At 62.5% G+C, this 15611-nt stretch carries 13 protein-coding genes, 1 tRNA gene and 1 pseudogene; 13 read left to right on the forward strand and 2 right to left on the reverse strand.

Features of this window, described 5'->3' with window-relative positions:
- Positions 1 to 31 precede the first annotated feature (31 nt).
- From V1286_RS38715 to V1286_RS38770, 12 genes and pseudogenes are all read left to right on the forward strand, one after another.
- A complete protein-coding gene (locus tag V1286_RS38715) occupies positions 32 to 532 on the forward strand; it encodes a hypothetical protein (RefSeq protein WP_334489431.1) in 501 nt (166 codons plus the stop codon).
- A 92-nt stretch (positions 533 to 624) separates the two neighbouring features.
- The gene (locus tag V1286_RS38720) at positions 625 to 1449 is read left to right on the forward strand and encodes an alpha/beta fold hydrolase (RefSeq protein ID WP_334489433.1); all 825 of its coding nucleotides are present in this window, start codon (positions 625 to 627) and stop codon (positions 1447 to 1449) included.
- 17 nt (positions 1450 to 1466) lie between these two features.
- A pseudogene (locus V1286_RS38725) lies at positions 1467 to 1926 on the forward strand (NAD(P)H-binding protein).
- 185 nt (positions 1927 to 2111) lie between these two features.
- Positions 2112 to 3401: a UDP-N-acetylglucosamine 1-carboxyvinyltransferase gene (gene murA, locus V1286_RS38730; protein ID WP_334489435.1), complete on the forward strand. Its 1290-nt coding sequence runs from the start codon at positions 2112 to 2114 to the stop codon at positions 3399 to 3401.
- Between the two features lie 14 nt (positions 3402 to 3415).
- Positions 3416 to 3871: a DUF2948 family protein gene (locus V1286_RS38735; protein ID WP_334489437.1), complete on the forward strand. Its 456-nt coding sequence runs from the start codon at positions 3416 to 3418 to the stop codon at positions 3869 to 3871.
- A 222-nt stretch (positions 3872 to 4093) separates the two neighbouring features.
- Positions 4094 to 5389, forward strand: a complete 1296-nt coding sequence (gene hisD / locus V1286_RS38740; protein WP_334489439.1) for a histidinol dehydrogenase — start codon at positions 4094 to 4096, stop codon at positions 5387 to 5389.
- Positions 5386 to 5889: a UPF0262 family protein gene (locus tag V1286_RS38745; RefSeq protein WP_334489441.1), complete on the forward strand. Its 504-nt coding sequence runs from the start codon at positions 5386 to 5388 to the stop codon at positions 5887 to 5889. Before hisD ends, V1286_RS38745 begins: the two co-directional genes overlap by 4 nt.
- A 57-nt stretch (positions 5890 to 5946) precedes the next feature.
- Positions 5947 to 6414, forward strand: coding sequence for an arsenate-mycothiol transferase ArsC (locus tag V1286_RS38750; protein WP_334489444.1), 468 nt, complete (start codon positions 5947 to 5949; stop codon positions 6412 to 6414).
- A gap of 340 nt (positions 6415 to 6754) precedes the next feature.
- Entirely contained in the window at positions 6755 to 7378 is a 624-nt protein-coding gene (locus V1286_RS38755) for a Maf-like protein (RefSeq protein ID WP_334489446.1), read from the forward strand.
- Positions 7368 to 7607, forward strand: a complete 240-nt coding sequence (yacG, locus tag V1286_RS38760) for a DNA gyrase inhibitor YacG (protein WP_334489448.1) — start codon at positions 7368 to 7370, stop codon at positions 7605 to 7607. The genes V1286_RS38755 and yacG overlap by 11 nt, the downstream gene beginning before the upstream one ends.
- A 139-nt stretch (positions 7608 to 7746) precedes the next feature.
- Positions 7747 to 7822 (forward strand) — tRNA-Phe (locus tag V1286_RS38765).
- Positions 7823 to 8634: 812 nt separating this feature from the next.
- Positions 8635 to 9873 (forward strand): CHRD domain-containing protein, encoded by a 1239-nt coding sequence (locus V1286_RS38770; RefSeq protein ID WP_334489450.1) that lies wholly within the window; start codon positions 8635 to 8637, stop codon positions 9871 to 9873.
- A gap of 94 nt (positions 9874 to 9967) precedes the next feature.
- Here the strand turns inward: V1286_RS38770 and V1286_RS38775 are convergent, their stop codons facing one another.
- Together V1286_RS38775 and V1286_RS38780 are read right to left on the reverse strand one after the other, a co-directional pair.
- On the reverse strand, positions 9968 to 11062 hold the full coding sequence (locus V1286_RS38775; RefSeq protein ID WP_334489453.1) for a tripartite tricarboxylate transporter substrate binding protein: 1095 nt from the start codon (positions 11060 to 11062) through the stop codon (positions 9968 to 9970).
- A gap of 823 nt (positions 11063 to 11885) precedes the next feature.
- Positions 11886 to 12551: a DNA alkylation repair protein gene (locus V1286_RS38780; RefSeq protein WP_334489455.1), complete on the reverse strand. Its 666-nt coding sequence runs from the start codon at positions 12549 to 12551 to the stop codon at positions 11886 to 11888.
- Between the two features lie 382 nt (positions 12552 to 12933).
- Between V1286_RS38780 and V1286_RS38785 the strand changes: the two genes are divergently transcribed.
- The coding region (locus tag V1286_RS38785; RefSeq protein WP_334489458.1) for a bifunctional diguanylate cyclase/phosphodiesterase at positions 12934 to 15611 on the forward strand (2678 nt) is incomplete at its 3' end.

The raw sequence follows: 15611 nt of genomic DNA on the forward strand, positions 1-15611 counted from the left end.
CTTTAGAAGGTTTCCAACGGAGGGGCGCATCATGATTTTGGGTATGAGTGTGGCGACGTTTGTTCTCGTGCATGTCGTCATCAGTTTGATCGCAATCGTCGCGGGCCTGATTGTGATGTTCGGAATGCTCGGCTCGAAGCGGATGCCGGGCCTGACGGCGATCTTCCTTTTGTTCACGATCCTGACCAGCGCCACCGGCTTTCTGATTCCACCTCTGCTCTCCGAAAAGCTGTTGCCGTCGCACATGATCGGCATTCTGTCGCTGGTGCTGCTGGCGATCGCCTGCATTGCGCTCTACGCCATGAATCTGGCCGGGCCGTGGCGCTGGATCTATGCGCTGACCGCGCTGCTGTCGCTGTATTTCAACGTGTTCGTGCTTGTCATCCAGAGCTTCCTCAAGATACCGGCGCTGATGGCGCTGGCACCGGGCAACCCGCCCGCGGGGCCCATCTTCGCGGTGGCCCAGGGCATCGCACTGGTGTTTTTCGCTGTCATGATCATCGGCGTGTGGCGGCGCTTCCGCCCCGCGTGATCGGACCTCACCGAATGTCGCCTGCGGTCCGGGGAACGCCTGTTCGCCGGACCGCGTGCTGTTGACTGCAACCAAGCAAGAGGAGAATTCCCATGCCCACCATCACCACCAAAGACGGCGTCGATATCTTCTACAAGGATTGGGGCAAGGGTCAGCCGATCGTGTTCAGCCATGGCTGGCCGCTGTCGGCAGACGACTGGGACACGCAGATGCTGTTCTTCGTGAACAACGGCTTCCGCGTCATCGCGCATGACCGCCGCGGCCATGGCCGGTCCAGCCAGGTGGCCGACGGCCACGACATGGATCATTATGCCGACGACCTCGCGGCGCTGACGGCGCATCTCGACCTGAAGAGCGCCGTCCACGTCGGCCATTCCACCGGCGGCGGCGAGGTGGTGCATTATATCGCCCGCCACGGCGAGAGCCGGGTCGCGAAGGCGGCGATCCTCAGCGCTGTGCCGCCACTGATGGTGCAGACCCCGGCCAATCCCGGCGGCTTGCCCAAATCGGTGTTCGACGACCTGCAGGCGCAGCTTGCCGCCAACCGCTCGGAATTCTATCGCGCGCTGCCGTCGGGTCCGTTCTATGGCTACAACCGGCCGGGCGCCAAATCCTCGGAAGCGATCATTCAGAACTGGTGGCGCCAGGGCATGATGGGCGGCGCCAAGGCGCATTACGATGGGATCGTTGCCTTCTCGCAGACCGACTTCACCGAAGACCTCAAGAAGATCACCGTGCCGGTGCTGGTGATGCATGGCGACGACGACCAGATCGTTCCTTACGAGGACTCCGCGCCATTGTCGGCAAAGCTTCTGAAGAACGGCACGCTGAAGACCTACAAGGGCTTTCCGCACGGCATGCCGACCACCGAAGCGGCCACCATCAACGCCGATCTGTTAGCGTTCATCAAGGGATGAGCGGAGCTCACCCTGACATGAAGGCGATTTTGTTTGGCGCCACCGGCATGGTCGGGCAGGGCGTGCTCCGCGAATGCCTGATCGATGCCGGCGTCGAGCGCGTGCTCGCGGTCGGGCGTAGCCCGACCCGGGTGCAGCACGCCAAGCTGCATGAAGTCCTGCACGACAATTTCACGGATTTCTCCGCGATCGAATCGCAGCTTTCGGGATACGACGCCTGCTTCTTCTGCCTCGGCGTCTCCTCGATCGGCATGGATCCGGAGCGCTACCGGCATCCGGCCGCTGCACGGCGTCAGGTCGAAGACTGGCTGGGTGAACGCGATCTATGTCGTGACCGTGCCGCTGTTGTCGTATCTCGCCCGCACCGCGCCGCAATACATGACCACCAGCGAGCAGCTCGGCCGCGTCATGATCAAGGTCGCGCGCGATGGCTATCCGAAGCCGATACTTGAGAGCGAAGATATCAACGCGATTTAGTCCGTTGTCATTCCGGGGCAGCCCGCAGGGCTGAGCTTTGATGTGCATTTGCGTATCAAAGCTCGCGCTTCGCGCGCCCTGGAACCGGCTGTGTTGAGTCTTGACCCCATCAAATCGCCGCAAATGTCACGGCTTCTGCCCTGGGGGCGCAGACTCCATAAAATTGCGCATCGCAAGGGGGTCGCATGGACCGCATCCGTATCGTCGGTGGCAGCAAGCTCAACGGCACCATTGCCATCTCGGGTGCGAAAAATGCCGCGCTTCCCCTGATGATCGCAGCGCTCCTGACGGAGGAAACACTTATCCTCGACAATGTGCCGCGGCTCGCCGACGTCGCGCAGTTGCAGCGCATCCTCGGCAACCACGGCGTCGACATCATGTCCGCCGGCAAGCGGCCCGGCGACCACCAATATCAGGGCCAGACCCTGCACATCTCGGCAGCCAACATCATCGACACCACGGCGCCTTACGACCTGGTGTCGCGGATGCGCGCCAGCTTCTGGGTGATCGCGCCGCTTTTGGCGCGGATGCGCGAGGCAAAAGTCTCGCTGCCGGGCGGCTGCGCCATCGGCACGCGGCCGGTTGACCTTCTGATTATGGCGCTCGAAAAACTCGGCGCCGAGCTCACCATCGACGGCGGCTACGTGGTCGCGAAGGCGCCCGGCGGCCTGCGCGGCGCGGGAATCGATTTCCCCAAGGTGACGGTGAGCGGCACCCATGTAGCCCTGATGGCGGCGACGCTTGCGAAGGGCACGACCATCATTACCCACGCGGCTTGCGAGCCTGAAATCGCAGATGTCGCCGATTGCCTGAACAAGATGGGCGCGCGCATCACCGGCGCCGGCACGCCGCGGATCGTGGTCGAGGGCGTCGAGAAGCTGCACGGCGCGCGGCACACCGTATTGCCTGACCGGATCGAGGCCGGAACCTATGCGATGGCCGTCGCCATGACCGGCGGCGACGTGCAGCTTTCCGGCGCCCGTCCCGAGCTGCTGCAGTCGGCGCTCGACGTGCTGACAGAGGCGGGTGCCCTCATCACCGTCAACAATGACGGTATCCGGGTTGCCCGAAACGGCGCCGGGATCCGGCCGGTGACGGTGTCGACCGCGCCGTTCCCGGGTTTCCCGACCGACCTGCAGGCGCAATTGATGGCGCTGATGACCTGCGCCGGCGGTTCCTCGCGGATCACCGAGACAATTTTCGAGAACCGTTTCATGCATGTCCAGGAACTGGCGCGGTTCGGCGCGCGTATATCACTGGATGGCGAAACCGCGACCATCGACGGCACCGCAAAACTGCGCGGCGCGCCTGTCATGGCGACCGATTTGCGGGCGTCTGTGTCGCTGGTCATCGCGGGGCTTGCCGCCGAGGGTGAAACCATGGTCAACCGGATCTATCATCTGGACCGCGGCTTCGAACGGCTTGAGGAAAAGCTCTCGGCCTGCGGCGCGTCGATCCAGCGCATCAGCGAATAAATATCGAGGATTTTATGCCGGGGCCCGACCCGCTCAAACTGATAGCGCTCGATGCCGATGATCTCGCCGTCATATCGGCCCATGTGCAGGACGCCCGCGTCCAGGCGTCCGACATCGTCTGGCGGCAGGACGAAAAGCGGCTGGTGGTCGGCATCGACCGGCTGGACTGGGAGCAGACGCTGTCAGGCGGAACCGAGCCGCGCCGTTCGATCGCGGCGCTGCGTTTCGACCGTGTTCTGGCCTGCAAGTCGCGCAACATCGATCTGGCGCAGCCGAGAGCGGTGCTGGAACTGGTCGGGATCGAATTCCACCCCGGCGAAGCTCCCGGCGGCAGCGCGCTTCTCCTGTTCAGCCACGGCGAGGCGCTGCGGCTGGACGTCGAATGCCTGGAGTGCGAGCTGACCGACCTCGGCACCGACGACCTCGGCACCAGCGACCTCGCCATGGCCCCCCTGGGGCCGGAGGGGTGATTTCGGTGCCATAGGGTGCGCAAAGCGAAGCGTGCCCACCATCTTCGTCCGTTGGTGGAGAGGCATTTTGGTGGGCTCGCGGAGCCTGTCATCGGGCGCGCATTCGCGCGACCCGGTGGCTTAGCCCACCCTACGGGTCCTGTTTCCGGGGCGGCAAGGGTTGACGGCCCTTGGCCGCCGCGCCATTGAGCAGGGGCCTTCGCTGTCTCTCAGAAAGCCGCCATGCCCGTTCGCCTGGATACCAGCAGCGCCGATTTCGACCCACGCTTCAAGCAATTCCTCGCCGCCAAGCGCGAGGTTTCGGCCGATGTCGAGCGCGCCACCCGCGCCATTGTCGATGACGTGGCCGCGCGCGGTGACGCGGCCCTGCTCGAGGCGACCAGGAAATTCGACCGGCTCGACATCGACGCCGCCGGTCTGCGCGTGACCGCGGCCGAGGTCGATGCTGCGGTCAAGGCCTGCGACGCCGCAACCGTCGATGCCCTGAAATTCGCCCGCGACCGGATCGAATTGTTCCACCAGCGGCAATTGCCGAAGGACGAGCGCTTCACGGATGCGCTCGGCGTCGAGCTCGGCTGGCGCTGGAGCGCGGTCGATGCGGTCGGCCTCTATGTGCCCGGCGGCACGGCGGCCTATCCGTCCTCGGTGCTGATGAATGCGGTGCCGGCCAGGGTCGCCGGCGTGCCGCGGGTCGTCATGGTGGTGCCCTCGCCCGACGGCAAGCTCAATCCGCTGGTGCTGGCGGCAGCACACCTTGGCGGTGTGTCCGAGATCTATCGCGTCGGCGGCGCGCAGGCGGTGGCGGCGCTCGCCTATGGCACCGCGACGATCGCGCCGGTGGCGAAAATCGTCGGCCCCGGCAATGCCTATGTTGCCGCCGCCAAGCGGCAGGTGTTCGGCAAGGTCGGCATCGACATGATCGCCGGTCCCTCGGAGGTGCTCGTGATATCAGACGACACCGGCAACGCCGGCTGGATCGCCGCCGATCTGTTGGCGCAGGCCGAGCATGATGCGAGCGCGCAGTCGATCCTGATCACGGACAGCGCGGCGTTGGCCACTGAGGTCGAACGCGCGGTGGAATCGCAACTCGCCACGCTGCCCCGCGCCGACATCGCGCGGGCCTCGTGGAACGATTTCGGCGCCATCATCATGGTCAAGCAGCTCGACGAGGCGGTGGAGCTTGCGAATGCCATCGCCGCCGAACATCTGGAAATCATGACCGCGGATGCGGAAGGCTTGTCGGCAAAAGTTCGCAATGCCGGCGCGATCTTTCTTGGGCCCCATACGCCGGAGGCGATCGGCGATTACGTCGGCGGCTCCAATCACGTGCTGCCGACGGCGCGTTCGGCGCGGTTTTCGTCGGGGCTCGGCGTGCTAGACTTCATGAAGCGCACCTCGATTCTTAGATGCGGGCCGGACCAGTTGCGCGCGCTGGGGCCTGCCGCGATGACCTTGGGCAAGGCCGAGGGTTTGGACGCCCATTCACGCTCCGTCGGATTGCGCCTCAATTTGCCATGAACAAGCCGCCACCAGACGATGACCAGCACAACCGCATCGTCGCGGTGACGCTCGACGAGGAATCGATCGGGCGTTCCGGGCCCGATATCGAGCATGAGCGGGCGATTGCGATCTACGATTTGATCGAGCAGAACCTGTTCGCGCCGGAAGGGGCGGGCGAGGGCCCGTTCACGCTGCACCTCGCGATCACCGGCAACCGCCTGATGTTCGACATCCGCCGCGAGGACGGCACGCCGGTGGTCGCGCATTTGCTGTCGCTGACGCCGTTCCGCCGGATCGTGAAGGATTATTTCATGATCTGCGACAGCTACTACCAGGCGATCCGCACCGCCACGACCGACAAGATCGAGGCGATCGACATGGGCCGCCGCGGCATCCACGACGAAGGCTCGCGCACGCTGCAGGAACGGCTGAAGGGCAAGGTGCGGGTCGATTTCGAAACGTCCCGGCGGCTGTTCACGCTGATCTGCGTCCTGCACTGGAAGGGGCAGGACGCATGACGATGCCTGAGCGGCGTTCCGAAAGGGTTTCGTCCCAAACCAGAGAAGCCTGACCGCATGGATGCGCCGCCCCGCGCGCGCAATCCGCAGGCCGTGCTGTTCGCATGCGGCCTGAACAGCGTGCGTTCGCCGATGGCGGCGAGCCTGCTGCAGCAGATGTTCCCGCAGGCGCTCTACGTGAAATCCGCCGGCGTCAGGAAGGGCGAGCTCGATCCGTTCGCCGTCGCCGTGATGGCCGAACTCGGCCAGGATATTTCCGGCCACAGGCCCACGACGTTCGAGGAGCTCGAGGACTGGGAAGGGCTCAATTTCGATCTCATCATCACGCTGTCGCCGGAAGCCCATCACAAGGCGCTGGAGCTGACGCGCACCATGGCCGCCGATGTCGAATACTGGCCGACACCTGACCCGACCGGCGCCGAAGGCAATCGCGAGCAGAAGCTGCAAGCCTATCGCGAGGTCTGCGACGGGCTGTCGATGCGCATCCGCCGCAGGTTTGCCAAGGCCGGCGCGGCGAGCGGGTAGCTCTCCGCGGGCGACTGGCTCTGTCTAACCCTCCCCTGGAGGGGGGAGGGTCGACGCTCCTGAAAGGAGCGGCGGGATGGGGTGACGGTCTCTCCACATCCAACAGTGCCCGAGTGGAGAGATCACCCCACCCCGCCTCGCATTTCGCTGCGCTCAATGCGAGCCGACCCTCCCCCTCCAGGGGAGGGTCCGCGCCGCGTCCGGGACACGAAAGTTTCACGGGGGACGACGAAGATACCAAAGCCTGCTCAACCACTTGTTCCCCGGTTGTGGAATGGAGTGCCTTCCGATAGGTTCCGCGCGCGCATCCCATCCGAATCCAATCCCCGACACATCCCGCATGCTTGGCCGCCCCAAAATCGTTCTCGCTTCCGGTTCGCCGCGACGGCTCAGCCTGCTCAACCAGGCCGGCATCGAGCCCGACGCGCTGCGCCCGGCCGATGTCGACGAGACCCCGAAGCGGGGCGAACTGCCGCGCGCCTGCGCCAACCGCCTGGCCCGCGCCAAGGCCGACGCCGCGCTGAAATCCGTCCAACTCGACGACGAGCTGCGCGGCTCCTTCATCCTCGCCGCCGATACCGTGGTCGCGGTCGGCCGCCGCATTCTCCCGAAGGCCAATCTGGTGGATGAAGCCGCGCAGTGCCTGCGGCTGCTGTCGGGGCGCAATCACCGCGTCTACACCGCCATTTGCCTGGTGACGCCGAAGGAGGCGTTCCGCCAGCGCCTGATCGAAACCCGCGTCCGCTTCAAGCGCTTAAGCGAGGACGACATCCAAGCCTATATCGGCTCCGGCGAATGGCGCGGCAAAGCCGGCGGCTACGCCGTGCAGGGCATCGCCGGATCGTTTGTGGTCAAGATGGTCGGCTCCTACACCAACGTCGTCGGCCTGCCGCTCTACGAATCGGTCACGCTATTGGGCGGCGAGGGTTTTCCGATCCGCTTCGGCTGGTTGAATGCCACCTGATCCGCCCAAGGATACTGCCAAGCATGCCGGCGGGCCTAAGGACGCCGGCGGGGCCAAGGATGCTGGCGGAAAGCCGCCGCCAAAGCCCTGCCCGGAATGCGGCAAGCCGGCCAACCCCGCCACGCTGCCCTTCTGTTCCCCGCGCTGCCGCGACGTCGACCTGAACCGCTGGCTATCCGGCAAGTACGTCATCCCCGGCCGCGACACCGACCCCGAAGACGCCGAATAGCCGTGATTCGCCAAATATTTGGGGATGGGTACGAAGTCGGGCCGCGCCCAGCGAAGCCGAAGGCGAAGCTGGGTGGACATGACCGCCCGACCTCTCTATAAACCGCCCGCTCGCTAAGGCCTTCTGGGCCCTCGAGTATGCCCAGGTAGCTCAGTTGGTAGAGCATGCGACTGAAAATCGCAGTGTCGGTGGTTCGATCCCGCCCCTGGGCACCATGAAACCAAGCAGCTGATCTCATTGCGATTTTGGTCCAAAGGTCCCAATCGTCCTGAAAGTGGGACCACGCCACGATTCATCATCCGAGCAGCGATAGCTTTGCGTATTCGCGTCGGCGCTCCCGGTGGCGCCAATCGGATCGAACGCGACCATCTTCACATCCCGTTCGCGGACGGCTGAAGCGAGGGCGGTTAACTGCGCGGGCGCGAAACCTCCCGCGCTCGCGACCAAGGCCCGGATAATCGCCCTTGGCGCATCCGGAGCGCTCCTGAAATTTCCACATCTGCTCGAGCGCGGCGCACGCAGCCGCAATCTCACTCGTGATTAGGTCGTTTCCTCGATGCCGGGCGGCAGCGGGTTGCCACATGGTTGGTGTTGCCAATTGCCGGGTCACCCGACGTTCCTCACACCAGTACTAATCAGGCCGCCGAGCAACTGCCCGGTTGATCCGAATTGCGCGCCACGCTTTCGAATGCGACATCGTGATCGCGGACAAAAGCTGCAGGTTGGAACCGAACACAAGTTCCAGCGTCGGCAACCGGACATTGCATCGATCACAATGTGTCGATCGCTATAAACAAATCACAATGACGCCCGGTCGATGCCCTACAGCGGCGGACTTGGGTTGGCGCGATCCAGCGATCCCTTGTTCTCGGCCGAAATACCGCGAGAAGGACAAGCGCCGATTCCGCGATAGCGGAGCGACGCGGCGCCTAATCCATGCCGGCGCGAGCCGGTGCAACATCTGCCACATGTGCAGGCCGGCGTCGCTGGCCGCCGACCTGCTGAGCAAACAGCAGAGGAGGCTCTCATGTCCACAGCGTTCCGCGTGGTTCTCGAAGGCACTCAGGAAGTCCCCCCGAACAACTCGACCGCAAGCGGTCTCGGCACTGTCATCTTTGACAGCACGGAAGTTGCCGCAAGCTATACGTTTCGGATCGAGGGCGTCGATTACGGTCCGGTCACGGGTGATTCGGCGCAGACGCCATCGACCGACGACGACGTCACCTCCACGCATTTTCACAATCAGGTGCGAGGAGCAAACGGGCCCGTTGTCTTCGGGCAGATCAACCCGGCACAGGACAACGATGATCTCAACATCGCCCTGAATATGGATGGCTCCTGGACGGTTAGTGGTCGATGGGAGACGACTGACCCCGCCAACGTTTCAATCGCCAACTTCGCCGACGAATTCGGTTCAGCTCCGGTGGGATCGGAGATCCCGATCTATTTCAACGTCCATACGAACGAATTTATGGGGGGCGAGATCCGGGGTCAGTTGATCGCAATCGCAGATGATAAAGACAACGTTGTCGTCGGAACGCCCGGCGACGATTTCCTTCCCGGGCTCGGCGGCAACGACATCATCCGTGGCCTTGCCGGGAACGACAGACTTGAAGGCGGCGCCGGCGACGACATTATCAGGGGCGGCCAGGGAGACGATGACATCAATACAGGCGCTGGCAATGACCTGGTTTTCGGCGGTCGCGGCAACGACGACGTTGGCGGCATGGCTGGAAGGGATACAGTCTTCGGCGGTGCCGGCGATGATTCCATTATCTGGAACGACCCTACGGGCGATGTCGTGTTTGGGGACGCCGGGAATGACACGCTGAGAGGCGGCGACGTTGCCGCCGATACGATCTTTGGTGGTAACGGTGACGACCTCATCCGAGCGGTCGCCAACCAGCAGTTGGCGGATCACGCGCCCGACCGCCTCTTCGGAGACCGCGGGAATGACACCATCATCGGCGGCAATGCTGCTGATACGATCGAAGGCGGCGCCGGCGACGACACCCTCGCCGGTTTCGGTGGGGCCGATCAGTTCGTCTTTCGCGAGACTGAACGAGGCGATGATACCATTACCGACTTCGACGTAACGCAGGACGTCGTGGTGTTGGAAGGCTTTGGAGCCGACTTCGACCCGCTGGACAATCTGAGCGCGGGAGCTTCGGGTACCACCCTTGATCTCGGCGGGGGCGATCAGGTGCTGTTCTTGGGTCTTCTTCCGACCGAGTTGAACGCTGCGAATTTCCTCGTGACCGCTTGAAGCAAGCGTGCCCGGATGAGCGCAGCGATATCCGGGTTTTGGTTAGTGCCGATTCCCGCATATCGCTTCGCTCATGCGGGCTATTTGCAAGTTTTCACTTCTGCTCTTGCGCACGCATCTCTTCCGCCAGAGGTCGCAAGGTTTGCGACATGTCGTCGAGACGCTTTTGCCATTCGGCGCCGGGCATGAAGGCAATAACGGGGGCATCGCCGGGCGAGCTCTTGATGTATTCCGGATCGCGCAAGCCATCCGCAATGGCAGCTTCAAGCTTTTTGGCTACCTCGTCCGAAATGGCCTTCGGTGCGGCGAAGCCGCGTTCCGCGGTCATCGTGACCGGGATGCCTGTTTCCTCTGCCGTCGGAACATCGGGCAGTGATGGCGAACGCTGCTTCGACAGGATGGCAATGGCGCGGAGTGGTCCCTTGTTGGTGCCGTGCATTTCAGGAACTTCGCTGAGGCTGACCATTCCAACCTCCAGATGGCCACCCAGGAGATCAGTCCTCTGCGCGGCCGTTCCGCGATAGGAAATTTCGTTGGGCTCAATTTTGGCGGCGCTTGCCAACATGCGGATCGCCAGATGTCCATTCGTGCCCGCACCATTATGACCGAGCGTTACCGAACCCGGCTTGCTGCGCAGCGCAGCCAGAACGTCGGCAAGCGTTGCGAACTTGCTTTCCGCAGGCACCACGATCACGCTCGGGTCGTCCACCACGCGCGCGATCAAACGGATCTCATCCATGCCGTACTGGGTCTTTCTCGTCATCGGGATGAAATTGTAGCCGGGCACGTTGACGACGCCGATCGAGTAAGCATCCGGCGCCGCGCGCGCAATCGCGGCAAACGCGATCTCTCCACCGGCGCCAGGCTTGTTCAGCACGACAAACTTGGCCTTTCCGCCCAATCTCTGCTCGACGAACGGCAGCAGCTTGCGTGCCATGACGTCGGTTCCGCCGCCCGGCGCAAAGCCGATGACGACTTCGATTGGCTTGTCGTCCGGCCATCCCGCCCAGGCTGGTCCGCAAGCTGCGAAACCGACTACTGCTGCAACCAGTGCGACGACCTTACCATGCATGACATTCCACCCTTTTCTTGTTGTTAGCCGGTCACCCCGCCGCCAGGACAGTGCGGCCGACGATTTACGCGTATCGCCTTGTAACTGCTCGGCTCGGCGAAGAACAGCGAACAGCAAGCATAGCCGCATGAGTCAACGGGTCGCGGGCGGCCGTTCGCGCGACCCGTTGGCTCATGCAGGCTACTTGCTGAGCCTTTATCGTCGCCGACGTGGTTTGTGTTTCGGAGGGTCTATTCCGGTAATTGCCCGATACCACGCGGCGTCTGATTGCGCGAGCGCTCTGGCCGCGGCAAGATCCGATTGCGCACGATAGAGCTGACTTAGGCCGAGATAGCAATCGGTGCGCGCCGGTCCGCGAGGTATCGCCTCGCAATTCGATTGCGCGTCCGCAACGGCAGGCGAGGCCACCAGCAAGACTGCGACGAGACCTGCGGTCCAGCGTGTCATACTGCCTCCAAGCGCGCCCGCACGGGCAAGCCGTCGGATTCAGTAATAACTATACCGGCGCATGTTCGCGTTGATCATGCATTTGATCACTTGGCGGTCGCAGCGCCAACATTTGCCCTGATGTCCCCAGTCGCTTATCCCTGCCGCCCTGTCGGTACACCTGCCCAAGCAATTCGCGGCTCTGTCTTCACATCGCCAATGCTGTGCTTCGGAAGGTGAGTTGAGGAGCACTCCGGTGCCTATGAGCGCAATCGCGAAAAAAAGGTGCCGTGTCATGGTCGGACCTCCTGAGAAAGGCGCGGGCCGCTCTAAATTCTAACCTCTCGCCGAGGCCAAATCCAGCAAGGCCATCGCTTCGGCCAGCGGCACTTGCATCGGCGGTATGTAGCATGGGTGTGCGTGCCGGTCTGGCGGAAAAACTGGAAATTACGGTGCACTCAATGCACGCTCGATTGAAGGCGTTGATCGAGCGTAATTCTATGGCCACACTCGACTACGCCAACGCCTTTTGACGACGCACCATCTCAGCAATCCAGACTGGCGCATAAGGCGGCGTACAGCCCGGCGACGCCGGATAGTCGATGAGCACCTGAAGCTTTTCGCCAATGCCGATGGCGCGAGCGCGGTACTTGGGGTGATGGATGCCAATTTCGGCGAGGCAGTGGTTCATCGACCACTGCTTGGGTGCAGGCGCATCCTTCATCTCCATCTCGATTTGGTCCAGCAGGCCGTCCAGGTCCAGCCCGGCAGCACGTTTGACCACGCGATCAGTCGTTAAGCTCCAGCCGGCGCGTCCGACCAGATCCGTGCCGTCCTTCCAGCGTTGACGCAGCTCTTCGGCGTGCTTCCCGGGCTTGACGATGTTGGTGATAAACCAGTCCAGAAGCTTTGGCGCGCGAATGTCGTGGATCATCGTGTCGAGCTCATCGGCGGAGAAGGCTTTTGGCCTGGCGATCAGGGTCGCCAGCAGCCGTGCAGCCGTGTCACCGGTGGTCCAGAGTTCTTTTGCCAACTCATGCTGGGTCTTCAGGCGCTTAGCGACCGCACGCACGGCAGACAGATTGACGCCATGATCGTCGCCGCGTTCTTCATTGGCTGCCCGCAGCTTTGGATTTTCCAGTAAGGCCAGTTCGGCCATGACGTCAGTAGCTGCGGACATGCAGTTCCTCCATGATCGCCTAACGATAGAGTAATCCTCGGTCGCTCGCAGAGCTAGATAGCAGCTCGTGGTCCCCGACGATCAGAGAGCCGCTATTGGCACAAGCCGGCTCTTGGCGGGCGCGCAGATCAGCCAAGGCGCAGGATCGCCGCTAACCCCGTGATCATACGGGGCTTTAAACATAAACATTGAGCCCCCGCGAAACCAAAACTTAAGGCTGCCGACCCTACGTTTCGAGGATTGCAAGATCTCGGCAGCGCCCGGCCGCGCGCCCCGCGGACCTCGGTGGTTTCAGGCGGAGATAGTCGGTGTCATATTTGACGGCGTTGCCATGCTCCGAGAGCGCCACTCTGCGGTTCCGGCTTGCGCGGGGTCGCACGCCGTGATTCACGCCCGCAGATTGGTCCGCAAAGCCGCAAAAGCGATCCTGCGAAATGCCCCGCTGCAGATCGCGCTGTTCTTCTTGCCGCTTGTGTGGATCGGCTACTTCGCGATCACGTCTTCGGAACGGGCGGAAGCGCTGCAACAGGCGCGGGCTCACGGAAACAGTGTCGCCGAATTGTTTGAGGAAAATACCGAGCGGATATTCGAAAGGGTGGATCAGTCACTGCGGGTCGCGCGGGCGCTTTACGTGCAGAATCCGGACACCTTCAGCTTGAAATTCTGGGCCGATAAAGCCCAGATGGCCAGCGGCGACGTGGTTCAGTTCGCGCTGATCGGACGGGACGGCTATTTGTTCGATACGACGACCGGCTACTCCGGCCCGCCGCTCTATCTCGGGGACCGGGAGCACTTCATCAAGGTGATGGAGATGGCCGAAGATCGGCTTTATGTCGCAAAGCCGGTGCTCGGGCGGGCATCGAACAAATGGACCATCCAGCTCGCAAGAAAGTTGTTCGACAACGACAAAAATCCGGCGGGCGTCGTTGTAGGCTCGATCAGTGTGGACCTGATTGGCAGGTTCTACGACACCGCAAAGCTCGGTGTCGGAGGAACCCTCGTTCTCAGAAATGCCGACTACATCGTGCTCGCCGCGCGGGGAATAGATCAGAGCACGGTGCTGGCACAGCGCAGTCCCGGCCACGTTGAAGGCGAGTTAGGGGACGGCTCCCATAGCCAATATTGGAATTGGGGCCGGAGCGAAGGTCGCCCGAACCGGAGCAACAGATTAGTCACCGCGCGCAGATCGCACGCTTTTCCGCTGATCTTTACCGCCGGCATTTCGGAGCCGGAGATCTATTCGCGCGCTCAAGCCAGGCAGAAAATCTATCTCGGCGGAGCGCTTCTGCTCACCTTCATCATCCTGGGGGCGACCGCGCTCCACTGGCGAAGACAGAAGGCTCTCTACGCCGCACAGCGCGAATTGCGCGATTCCGTGAGCAAGTTCGAGGATGCGCTGCGAAACCTGCCGCAAGGGCTGAGCATGTTCGATGGTCAGGATCGCCTGATCGCGTTCAATCGACAATGGCTCGACGCCTATGGGCTTTCGCCGGAGGATGTGCGGATCGGCATGAATTTCCGCGAGGTGTTTGCAAAGCAGGACGCTGTGCGCGATCTCGACGCCTATCTGGCTGACCTGAACGAGCGGCTCGCCAAATCGGAACAGACCTCGAACACGGTGCAGTTTCCGGACGGCCGCGTCATCTATATTTCCTATGGACGGCGCGAGAGCGGTGGCTGGGTTGCGACCCACGAAGACATCACCGAACGCAAGGCTTCGGAGGACCGGATCGAGAGGCTGGCTCACTATGACAGCCTGACCGGCCTTGCCAATCGTAACCTGTTCAAGGGGTCGCTTGACGAAGCGCTGGACAAGTATCTTCTGCAGCATACGCCGTTCGCCGTGCTCCTGCTGGATCTCGACAGGTTCAAGTCCGTCAACGACGCACTTGGCCACCAATGCGGCGATGCGCTTCTCAAAGAGGTCGCTGGTCGAATCAAGGCGCAGGTCCGGGAGGTCGATACGGCGGCCAGGATCGGCGGTGACGAGTTTGCGCTGGTCGTGGTACCGGAGTCGTCCGCGCTGCAGGACAGCGCCGCGACACTCGCCGCGCGGTTGGTCCAGGCAATTGCCGAACCCTATGAAATAGACGGCCACCCGGTCGTGATCGGATGCAGCATCGGCGTCGCCGTGGTGCCCGAGCATGGCACGCGCACCGATGAAATTCTTCGCAATGCCGATCTTGCGCTCTACAAGTCGAAGAATGCCGGTCGAAATTGTTTCAATCTCTACTCGCCGGAGCTCAAGGCCGAAGCCGACCAGCGCGACATCCTTGAAATCGAGCTGCGCGAGGCGATCTGGCGCGAAGAGATTGAGGTCTTCTATCAGCCTGTGTTCAAGCTCTCTACGGGCCGCGCGACGTCGGTTGAGGCCCTGGCGCGCTGGCGCCACAAGACCCGAGGCTTGATCCCTCCCGCTGAATTCATTCCGGTGGCGGAAGAGAGCGGACTGATCGGCGAGCTCGGCAATCTGGTGCTCGCCAAGGCGTGTCGCCACGCCGTGATGCTGCCGGATGATATCAAGGTTGCCGTCAACCTGTCTGCTCTGCAATTTGCGAGCGGCAGTCTCGTCGATTGCGTGATGGTCGCGTTGACAGACAGCGGACTTGCCGAAACACGGCTCGAGCTCGAGATCACCGAGAGCGTCTTTCTGGCTGACAGCCAGGAAAATCTCAAGACGCTCGAGCGCCTGAAGAGGCTTGGCGTTTCCATTGCGCTCGACGATTTCGGCGTCGGCTATTCGTCACTATCCTATCTGACCGCCTTTCCGTTCAACAAAGTCAAGATCGACAAGTCCTTCATCGACAAGATCGGTCGCTCCGAGACCCTCGCGGTCCTCGGATCGATCGTCCAGCTTGCGAAGACATTGAACCTCTCGATCGTCGCTGAAGGCGTCGAGACACACGAACAGGTCGAAAAGATCCGCTCGCTCGGAATTGCCATGTGCCAGGGGTATTTCTTCAGCAAGCCCGTGCCGTTCGGCGAATTGCTGCCGCAAGTCCTTTCCGAGCAAGTCCTTTCCGAGCAAGTCCTTTCCGAGAGCGAGCGGCAAGCCGTAGC

It is taken from the genome of Bradyrhizobium algeriense (genome assembly GCF_036924595.1).
In the GTDB taxonomy this organism is placed as follows: Bacteria; Pseudomonadota; Alphaproteobacteria; order Rhizobiales; family Xanthobacteraceae; genus Bradyrhizobium; species Bradyrhizobium algeriense.

Bases quoted from the DNA above. Each gene is read 5' to 3' on its own strand.
- V1286_RS38715 (WP_334489431.1), top strand. From the start codon at position 32: ATGATTTTGGGTATGAGTGTGGCGACGTTTGTTCTCGTGCATGTCGTC.
- V1286_RS38720 (WP_334489433.1), top strand. From the start codon at position 625: ATGCCCACCATCACCACCAAAGACGGCGTCGATATCTTCTACAAGGAT.
- murA (WP_334489435.1), top strand. From the start codon at position 2,112: ATGGACCGCATCCGTATCGTCGGTGGCAGCAAGCTCAACGGCACCATT.
- V1286_RS38735 (WP_334489437.1), top strand. From the start codon at position 3,416: ATGCCGGGGCCCGACCCGCTCAAACTGATAGCGCTCGATGCCGATGAT.
- hisD (WP_334489439.1), top strand. From the start codon at position 4,094: ATGCCCGTTCGCCTGGATACCAGCAGCGCCGATTTCGACCCACGCTTC.
- V1286_RS38745 (WP_334489441.1), top strand. From the start codon at position 5,386: ATGAACAAGCCGCCACCAGACGATGACCAGCACAACCGCATCGTCGCG.
- V1286_RS38750 (WP_334489444.1), top strand. From the start codon at position 5,947: ATGGATGCGCCGCCCCGCGCGCGCAATCCGCAGGCCGTGCTGTTCGCA.
- V1286_RS38755 (WP_334489446.1), top strand. From the start codon at position 6,755: ATGCTTGGCCGCCCCAAAATCGTTCTCGCTTCCGGTTCGCCGCGACGG.
- yacG (WP_334489448.1), top strand. From the start codon at position 7,368: ATGCCACCTGATCCGCCCAAGGATACTGCCAAGCATGCCGGCGGGCCT.
- V1286_RS38770 (WP_334489450.1), top strand. From the start codon at position 8,635: ATGTCCACAGCGTTCCGCGTGGTTCTCGAAGGCACTCAGGAAGTCCCC.
- V1286_RS38780 (WP_334489455.1), bottom strand. From the start codon at position 12,551: ATGTCCGCAGCTACTGACGTCATGGCCGAACTGGCCTTACTGGAAAAT.